At 60.9% G+C, this 8979-nt stretch carries 10 protein-coding genes; 3 read left to right on the top strand and 7 right to left on the bottom strand.

What is annotated here, in order from left to right; genetic code table 11:
* Positions 1–450: FxsA family protein (locus ACJWXQ_RS04155; RefSeq protein ID WP_406672221.1), on the top strand; the 450-nt coding region annotated here is incomplete at its 5' end.
* Here the strand turns inward: ACJWXQ_RS04155 and ACJWXQ_RS04150 are convergent.
* The 6 genes from ACJWXQ_RS04150 to ACJWXQ_RS04125 form a co-directional block, all read right to left on the bottom strand.
* Positions 432–851, bottom strand: coding sequence for a cupin domain-containing protein (locus ACJWXQ_RS04150; RefSeq protein WP_406672220.1), 420 nt, complete (start codon positions 849–851; stop codon positions 432–434). The genes ACJWXQ_RS04155 and ACJWXQ_RS04150 overlap by 19 nt on opposite strands.
* A 20-nt stretch (positions 852–871) precedes the next feature.
* Complete coding sequence (locus ACJWXQ_RS04145; RefSeq protein ID WP_346050007.1) at positions 872–2395, bottom strand: DNA polymerase Y family protein; 1524 nt, start codon at positions 2393–2395, stop codon at positions 872–874.
* Between the two features lie 17 nt (positions 2396–2412).
* Complete coding sequence (gene imuA / locus ACJWXQ_RS04140; RefSeq protein WP_346050008.1) at positions 2413–3021, bottom strand: translesion DNA synthesis-associated protein ImuA; 609 nt, start codon at positions 3019–3021, stop codon at positions 2413–2415.
* A gap of 274 nt (positions 3022–3295) precedes the next feature.
* A complete protein-coding gene (lexA, locus tag ACJWXQ_RS04135) occupies positions 3296–3904 on the bottom strand; it encodes a transcriptional repressor LexA (RefSeq protein WP_406672219.1) in 609 nt (202 codons plus the stop codon).
* 112 nt (positions 3905–4016) lie between these two features.
* Positions 4017–5393 (bottom strand): sigma-54 dependent transcriptional regulator, encoded by a 1377-nt coding sequence (locus ACJWXQ_RS04130; protein WP_346050012.1) that lies wholly within the window; start codon positions 5391–5393, stop codon positions 4017–4019.
* Positions 5394–5417: 24 nt separating this feature from the next.
* Positions 5418–6956, bottom strand: coding sequence for an ATP-binding protein (locus ACJWXQ_RS04125; RefSeq protein ID WP_346050015.1), 1539 nt, complete (start codon positions 6954–6956; stop codon positions 5418–5420).
* A gap of 151 nt (positions 6957–7107) precedes the next feature.
* On the opposite strand from ACJWXQ_RS04125, the gene ACJWXQ_RS04120 reads away from it, so the two are divergent.
* Positions 7108–7764, top strand: coding sequence for an ankyrin repeat domain-containing protein (locus ACJWXQ_RS04120; RefSeq protein ID WP_346050017.1), 657 nt, complete (start codon positions 7108–7110; stop codon positions 7762–7764).
* Positions 7765–7947: 183 nt separating this feature from the next.
* Positions 7948–8379 (top strand): DUF4168 domain-containing protein, encoded by a 432-nt coding sequence (locus ACJWXQ_RS04115; RefSeq protein ID WP_406672218.1) that lies wholly within the window; start codon positions 7948–7950, stop codon positions 8377–8379.
* Positions 8380–8439: 60 nt separating this feature from the next.
* On the opposite strand, the gene ACJWXQ_RS04110 is transcribed toward ACJWXQ_RS04115, so the two are convergent.
* Positions 8440–8979, bottom strand: a 540-nt coding sequence (locus ACJWXQ_RS04110) for an EAL domain-containing protein (protein WP_406672217.1), incomplete at its 5' end; no start/stop codon positions are given.

Below are 8979 nucleotides of genomic sequence, written 5' to 3'. Positions count from 1 at the left end.
CCGAGGTCTGTCTTGCCTTTAATTCTGCTGCTGCTTTTTGTCGGCGTTCCCCTGCTGGAACTTTATCTGCTCATCCAGGTGGGGCAATCCATCGGTGCCCTGTCCACCATCGGTCTTTGCATTCTGACGGCCGTCATTGGCGCTGCCCTGATCCGTCTGCAGGGGATCCAGACACTGTCCCGTGCGCGGCAGAATCTCAACCGGGGCATGGCCCCGGCCATGGAGATGCTTGAAGGTCTGGCGCTGATGATGGCTGGGGCCATGTTGCTGACCCCGGGGTTCGCCACCGATGCCCTCGGCTTCATGCTGCTGGTGCCGCCGCTGCGACGGCTTGCCATCCGCTCGGGCCTGTCCCGCATGCATGTGCAGTATGGCCCGGCCTGGTCCCGGCAGCACACCCCGCAAGACCATCAGCGCACCATTGAAGGGGATTACGAACGCCGCGACTGATCCTCGCCATCCGGCATGGGATCAGGATCAAGGTCTTCATAAGACTCGGGCCTGAATCGCGGTGTACAGATGGCGAGGAAAACAAGCTCCTCACTACCCATGTTGCTGATACGCTGGGCGGTATCGGCAGGTATCACGACGACATCGCCGGGCCCAACCACCTGGCGCTCCAGCCCCGCCACATCCACCTCACCTTCGCCGGACAACACGACATAGCGCTCCGCGATTCCCCGCAGTCGATGCCAGCGTGTGGTCACTCCTGCCGCCACCGCCGCGCGGGCAACGGACAAGGCCGGGTCGGCCTCATTATTGAGCCATTCGCTGATATGGCAGCGCTCCACAAAGTCAAAGGCCTCGGCTTCCGCTGCACGAAAAATCATGGCCTGTTTCGGGTTATGCATGATGAAAGCCTTTTTGTTGTTCAGCCAAACAGGCCGTGCATGAACCAATGATTGCCGCGTCGGTCATGAAAAATCCATAAGCATCGGCCGTCTTCGGAAACGACCCGATAGTAGTCACGGGCAATGTCCCGTCCCTGCCACCAGCCGGTCTCTATTCGCTCCGGCCCCGACACCTTCTGAAAACCCGCCGTGTATTTCAGGGGCTGGGGTTCGGCCAGTAACCACAGGGGACGGTCATCACGTGGATAGGCCTGGCCTCCCCCACCGGGGTCACTCCGGCACCAGCCCTGCTCAGGATGATGCACGGCTCGACTGGCGAGACTGAATACACGCTTGTCTCCCAGGCGGGCTCGAAGTTGTTCCAGCAAGTCCAGCTTGCGAGCGGAATCCCCTGCTTCCATGAAGAGGCCGCGACTCACTGCAACAGCCTGGCGTAGCGGCCCGCTTTGCAGACTCAGCTCAATAACCGGCTCCGGCAAACGAAGTGCTTCCATTCGGATGGCCAACAATCGGCCCAGATGCTTCGGATCACTGCTCCCCCCCAGCAGACGCAAACGTAACCGGCTCGTCTCCCGCCGGTGATGATGACAGCCCAACTCCAGCCATTCCACCTGGCTGTCATGTCGTCGAAGGAAACGGTGCAGTTTTTCCAGCATGCGCTGGGCAGCCTGCATCAGATGGTCAGCATTCCGGGTCTCGGCCGGCAGAAGCATATGATCATGAAAACGGAGCTGGCCCCGCCAGCAGATCCGTGGATCGGGGGCCCTGCCCAGTGCCCGGTCCAAACCGTTCAGGACATCATTGCCCCAGCGCCGGGCAATGCCATCCCTGGGCAGGCGCAGCAGATCCGCCAGACGACGCAGGCCAATGCCGGCCATGCTCCGGCGCGTCTTGTCATTCAGTCTCAGGGGCGCAAGAGGCAGACGCCCCAGGCGACCGGGCAAGTTAGCCGGATTCGTGACCGGTTTCTCATCGCCCATCCGGGCCAGCCATTGGGCCGCCAGCGGTGTGGGGGCAACTGCGGCCATCGCCGTCAGCCCAAGGCCTTCCATGCGCTCAAGCACTTGCGCCTTGAGCACGTCCAATCCGCCAAACAAACGCAAACTACCACGCACCTCCAGTAGCAAGCCCTCTCCCGGCAACACGCTGACCCGGCCTGTGAAATCCATTCCGGCATCCGCGGCCGCGGCCAGACAGGCGCGCTCCCTGGCCGAATCGCGGCGACACAGACTGGGGGCTTTCACCAGAGCCAGAGCGGAGGATAGGCGCATGTCCGTTGAAACACCGGCTTGCCGGGCCCGGGTATTGAGCCCGACGACACGGGCAGCACCGCCTTCACCGGCCACGACCAAACAGGGCCGCTCATCACCGGGGGTCAGCGATTCGATCACCAGATCGGGAAAGTACAGGCAAAGCCAGAGAACGGAATACGTTTTTCGCGACGGCAGGGGCCTGACCACCACGGAAGACAGATGGCCATGCCTGGCCTGCGGTGGCGGCTTCTCCTTAGGCGCTGTGAGCTCGGGGAACAGGGGCAGAGTCATCGGCAACACCCAGTGATTCAAATATTCAGTTCAAGCCCCCCTGTTTGCCCACCCCGAGATTTGAGGATGTCGATATGCAGGCCCGTGCCCGAGGCCTGAAGCAGCAATCTCAAGGCTGCCGGTGAACGACTTCCGGCCGAGGACGGCGGGCGAAAGCGCAGAGCCAGGGCCTGACCGGCCTCGGCGGCCAACTGCAGGCGGCGGGCATGACGGGCCGCGCCTTCACAATGCCAGGCAAGGACGGCGCCGCAGGCACCGGAGCGAAGGGCTTGCTCCACCGTCCAGATCCTTTCTTCGCGGCTATCGGGACGGGTGACAATGCAGCAACCAGGATCAAGGCCCATGGCGGCCAGGGCGGGGGCATAAGGCACATGCGGCGGTGAGACCCAAAGCACCCAGCGCCCGGCACGGCTCACCGACACCAGAGCCGGCATGATCAAGCGCAGCTCGCCGACCCCCCAACGCCCGGCCAGCAGCTCGATCAGCACCCCCGTGGGCCAGCCACCACCAGGCAATACCCGATCCAGCGCCTCGAAGCCGGTGGACAGGCTCGAGGCACCCGAGGCCCCACCCCGCCGCGGCCGAAACACCCGCGGATCCCGCAACAACGCCTCCAGCCCCGACACGCTACACCACCGAAAGCCTGTCACCCCCAGGAAGCACGGATGGGTTCCCGGCTGTGCGATTCCGCGTCTGTGGGCTGCTGATCCAAGGCACAGCACGCAGCACAGTAGCAGCGCTACGGGCAAGTGCTGCACAAATGCGTCTGGAACGCATTTGAACTGCAAGCTCCGCTTGCAGGCCCGAAGGGCGAAGGCCAGGGACGGCCGGAGTAACGCAGGAGCAGCCGTGCTCAAGCGCGGGAGCGTGCCGACGGGGGGCCATCAGTGGTTCCTCCCCCTATTGGATACGGCCGTTGCGGATGACGCCGACCACGACGCCTTCCAGGACCAGGGTCTGGGTCTCCAGATCCACCTCGATGGGCTCAAAGTCTTCGTTTTCCGGCAGCAGCCAGATCTGCTTACCGCGTTGCTTGAAGCGCTTGACGGTGACTTCGTCATCCAGGCGAGCGACCACGATCTGGCCGTTACGCACATCCGTGGCCCGGTGCACGGCAACCAGGTCGCCTTCGAAGATCCCGGCATCCTTCATGCTCATGCCCTTGACCTGCAAAAGGTAGTGGGCGCGGGGCTGAAAAACCTCGGGGTCCATGCGGTAGCGGGTTTCCACATGCTCCTCGGCCAGGATGGGGGTGCCAGCGGCTACCCGCCCCACCACCGGCAGGCCGGGCTCTTCTTCCATCATCAGGCGAATCCCCCGGGAGGAACCGGGGACCAACTCAATGGCCCCGTTGCGGGCCAGGGCGCGCAGATGGGTCTCGGCGGCATTGGCGGAACTGAAACCCAGATGCTCTGATATCTCGGCCCGGGTGGGGGGACGCCCGGTGTTTTCGATAACCTGGCGGATCAGATCCAGCACTTCTGCCTGTCTTGCAGTCAACTCGCTCATTGCCCACCTCCGGATGGGTGTATGGACTGACAGTTACTGTCAGTATATACAGTATTCCGGATGAGGCAAGGGGTAAGGGGTAAGAGGTAAGGGAACCTTCGTACAGAGGTTTCTATAACTTGCGATAGAGGGTCTGGCGGCTGACACCGAGGATGCCGGCGGCCTGGCGCTTGTTACCGTCCACCTGATCGAGGACATAGCGAATATAGCGGTCCTGGAGCTCTTCCAGGGTGGGCAGACTCTGCCCACTGGCCAGGCGATCCATGAGCCCGGCTCGAACCTCGCTGCCGGTGCCGCCGCGGCCATCATCACGGTAGTTGCGGATGCGGGTGGGTAAATGCTCGGTCTGTATCTCGCCGTCGTGGCAGAAGGTCACCGCTCGCTCGACCGCATTCTGCAGCTCCCGCACATTGCCCGGGAAGGGATAACGCTTCAGGGCCTCGACGGCAGCAGGGCAAAAGCCCTGAATATCCCGGCCTTGCTGAAGACTGAAACGCTCCATGAAGCGAACGGCCAGTTGCTCCATATCGTTTTCCCTTTCCCGCAGTGGCGGAATATGCAGGGCGAAGGTTTCCATGCGATAGAAAAGGTCTTCCCGGAACTCTCCATCCGCAACCAGTTGCTCCATATCCCGGTTGGTGGCAGCCACGATGCGGACATCCACCTCGACATCGGACTCACCACCAACAGGGCGGATAACGCCTTCCTGCAGAACCCGCAAGAGCTTGGCCTGCAAATTCATGGGCATTTCTCCAATCTCGTCCAGTAGCAAGGTGCCACCGTCGGATTGGGCAAAGATCCCCTTGTGTCGCCGGGTGGCGCCCGTAAACGCCCCCGCAGCGTGTCCGAAGAATTCACTTTCCAGCAGGTCGGCCGGAATACCCGCACAGTTGACGGCCAGAAAGGGCCCCTGACTGCGCTCGCTTTCCTCATGAATGGCGCGGGCTACCAATTCCTTGCCGGTACCACTCTCTCCGATCACCAGCACTGGTCCACTGGCAACAGCCACACTGCTGATTTCCTTGTAGAGGCGTTGCATGGCCTGACTGTCGCCAAGCATGCCGTGAAAATCGTCACCGCTGAACGCCTCCCGGAATCGCTGCACTTCCGAGCGCAGCCGCCGATTCTCCATGACCCGACTGACGGTCAGCAACAGGTGATCGATATCAATGGGCTTGGTGAGAAACTCGTCTGCGCCTGCCTTGAGGGCCTCTACTGCCTGCTCGATACTGCCAAAGGCGGTGAGAATGACGAAGGATGGAGGATGGGGCATGGCCCTGGCTTCCCGCAAGAGACTCATGCCATCGGCACCAGGCAGCCGAAGGTCGCTCAGCACCAATTGCGGCTGAAGGCGGGCCAGCAACTCGGCACCCTCCTCGGCCGATTCCGCCACTGCCACCTGCCAACCTTCCTCTTCCAGCTCTTCCCGCATCAGGCGTGCCAGAGAGGCGTCGTCTTCCACCACCAGAATATGCTCGGCTTTTGTCATTATTGCTACCATCTCAATCTCGTGTCAGTCCTGGGAAATCCGCTCAGGCAATCCAGCGCTCAACGCCTCACCCACATCTTCTGCACGTCGACGCTGAAACGGCAGCCAGACCATGAAAGCGGCACCACCCAGACGACTTTCACTGACATCGATCCAACCATGATGTTCATTGACGATGCCATGGGCTACCGCCAAACCCAGGCCTGTGCCTTCACCTACTGACTTGGTGGTAAAGAAGGGCTCGAACAAGCGGGATCGGTTCTCCAGGTCAATCCCCTTGCCGTCATCCTCCACCAGAAAGCGGATCCCTTCATCCTCTTCCCGGCAGGACAACCTGACCTGGCTGACCGCTTCAGCCTGAACTGCATTGCGGAGCAAGTTCACAAAAACCTGTTCTATCCGAATCCGGTCGACTTCCACCGTCCGGTCCGGAGTGTCCTCAGAGACTTCAAGGCTGATATCCGAAGCCTCGGCCAATTCACGAACCCGATCCAGACAGCCGCCAAGCAGTTCCCCCGCCGGCACCGGTTTACGCTCCCGGCTGGAGGCACGACCGAAATCCAGCAATTGGCGCACGATATGACTCATGCGCTGGACCTCGCTGCGAACATCCTCCAAATTGCCCCGCTGGCGCTGATCCAGCCCCTCATCTCGCAGCACCCGCCGGGCGCGACCATCAACGACCGACAGCGGCGCTCCCAGCTCATGGGCAATACCGGCGGCAAGGCGTCCAATGGCGGCGAGTTTCTCGGAATGCCGGAGGCGCTCTTCCAGCTCCAACTGGGCACTGCGCCGCTGCTGAATCTCCCGCTCCGCTCGCTCCACTGCATCGAGCATGGTATTGAGGGAACGGGCCAGCATCGCCAATTCACGGGGCCCGTCCATTTCCGCACGCACTCCGCGTTCCCCGCGCTCCACACGGGCCATGGCAGCAGTGAGCCGTCCCAGATGGCGGCCCACCGCGCGGTGATGGCCGAGCATTACCAACAGAAGTACGACGACAGTGCCCGCCAGCAGCCCAGCCAGCATCTGGCGCTGCACCTGGCGCATGTGTTCTTCAAAATCACTGGCACGGCGTGTGACCTGAAGCCAGCCAATAATTTGCCCGGTCGCCTCGTCGGCCAGGGCCACATAATGGGAATAGACATCACGCCCATCGATTTCTTCGTATTGACCGGCATCCTCATCCGGCGTCACGGTAACATCGTGAACGAAATCCGGCTCCTGACGGGGACGTACGGCACCGACGGCGGCGATCTGTTCGCCTTCGGCGTCGTAAACGAAAGCACCATAGACCTGGTCCAGTTGAAACACGGACTCCAACGCCTGATGCACTGAACCACGTCGATCCCGCTCCATGCTGTAGCTCACAGGCAGCCGAATCGCCTGGGCAATCAGCTCGACATCCTCCTGCATGCGCTGCTCGGCCCGCTGCTCCATGGTGGCCAGCACCGCCGTCATGGTCAGCAGCACCGCCACCAACAGTGGGACCACGATGCCAAAGACCAGTCGGGCACGCAGACTGAGGCGAAATCCGGCCAATAGCCGGGACATCCATTGCATGGGATCACCGTTTGCTTGAGCAATGTCTCACATTGTGACATTTTTGGGCCTGTAACTCAGCCCACCGCCCCGTGTGACCTCTTCAGGCCTTCCCCGTTCAGCAACAGCGATGACTTGATACAATGCCAGACCCGTTTCCGGGAGCCAGGCCATGACACCCGACGAACAAGCGATTATCTATTGCATTCAGAACCAGGACAGCAGTGAGCTGGCCAGCTTACTGGCGGCCAACCCGGGCCTGGCCGATACCCGCACGGATGCGGGCGTCAGTGCCCTGATGCTTGCCCTCTATACCGGCCAACGACACCTGGCCCGCAGTATTGCTGCTCACCGGATGGGGCTGGATATTTTTGAAGCATCCGCCCTGGGTGTCCGAGCAGTCATTGAGCGCAGTCTGGAAATGGATCCCGATGCGGTGATGCACATCAGCGCCGACGGTATGAGCCCCTTGCATTTCGCCGCCCGTTTCAATCAGCCGGATATCTGCGGCCTGCTACTTGACCGAGGCGCCAACCCGGACTTTGTGAGTGAAAACCCCCTCGCCTTTACGCCCCTTCACGCGGCCGTGGCAGGGGCCAGCCTGGAGAGTACGGAACTGATCCTGGATGCCGGCGCCAGCGTGGACCGCCGTCAGGGAGATGGCCTGACAGCATTGATGGCGGCCGCCGGAACCGGGCAAATTGAGATGGTTGCCTTGTTGCTTGATCACGGCGCCGATTCCGACGCCAGGAGCGAACAAGGCCTGCGGGCCGCGGAACTTGCCATCGATCAGGGGTTCGACGAAGTCGCGGACATCCTCGGAGCGTGATACAGGTGGACATGTCACAGCGTGCCACACCCTTGAGTGGCCCACAGAGTCCGGCTGCCTGCCGCATGCAAAACACTAACCAACTGAATTTCCTGGATTTCCCCCCAAGTCTCGTCTTGCCGGCAATATCTGGCATGGCATCTGCAAAGAAAAAGGCAGATACCAAAGCGACAGGAGGAAACCATGTCACAACCACTTTATACCCTTCTCGCCACGCTGATCCTTGGTCTGGCAACCAGTCCTTATGCTTTGGCCCAGGATGCGGGGCAAGCCGGACAACAGGCACCTGATATCACACCCGAGGAAGAAGGCGCGGGTGATTTGCCGGAAGTGGACATTGATGTGGATGATGGCGAACTGGAGCGCTTTGTCGAAGCCTATGAAGCCATCGCAGCAATTCGCCGCGACACCGCTGAGCGCGTTCAACAGGCCGACGACAGCGATGAAGCCACGCGCCTCCACAAGGAGGGGCATGACAAGAAGCTATCTGCCATTGAGGAAGCCGGACTCGTACTGGAAGATTACAATGAAATTCTCGGCGCCAAGCGAGCTGACCCGGAAACCCGGGACCGTTTCATGAGCATGCTTGCGGAGTACCGCAGTGATGCCCACTAACGATTGCTGAAACAGGGTATGGTCCACCCTGAGAGGCCCGCTACGGCGGGCCTTTTTTGATCATGAGGCAACGTCCAGACGAGAGCGGTGTTTCAGCATCTCAGCCATCTCATCAGCGGGAACCGGACGACTGAACAGAAATCCCTGCATTTCCTGACATCCTCTCTGACGCAGGAACTGAAGCTGCTCACGCGTTTCCACACCCTCGGCCACGATCCTTAGATTGAGGTTATGCCCCATGTCAATTACCGCTGCGGTAATCGCCATGTCATCGGGGTCATCTGGGATATCGGAGACAAAGGATTTGTCGATCTTCAGCTTGTCGATGGGAAAGCGCTTCAGATAACTGAGACTGGAATAACCGGTTCCGAAATCATCGATACACAACCCGACTCCGAGGCGGCTTAACTGACTCAGCATGCGGACACTTTCTTCCACCTCTTCCATGACAGTACCTTCTGTCAGCTCCAGCACCAGATACTCCGGCGAGACCCCGGAGCCGGCCAGTGCTTGTTGAATATGATTCCTAATATCCCTCCGGCGAAACTGCATGGGCGAAAGGTTCACTGAGACCGGAATAAGTGGGAGACCCTCTTCCTG

Origin of the sequence: Natronospira sp. (assembly GCF_007134575.1) — a bacterium.
Classification (GTDB): Bacteria; Pseudomonadota; Gammaproteobacteria; order Natronospirales; family Natronospiraceae; genus Natronospira; species Natronospira elongata.
The sequence above is the reverse complement of the archived record's forward strand: the minus strand, read 5'-3'. Positions and strand labels throughout refer to the sequence as shown.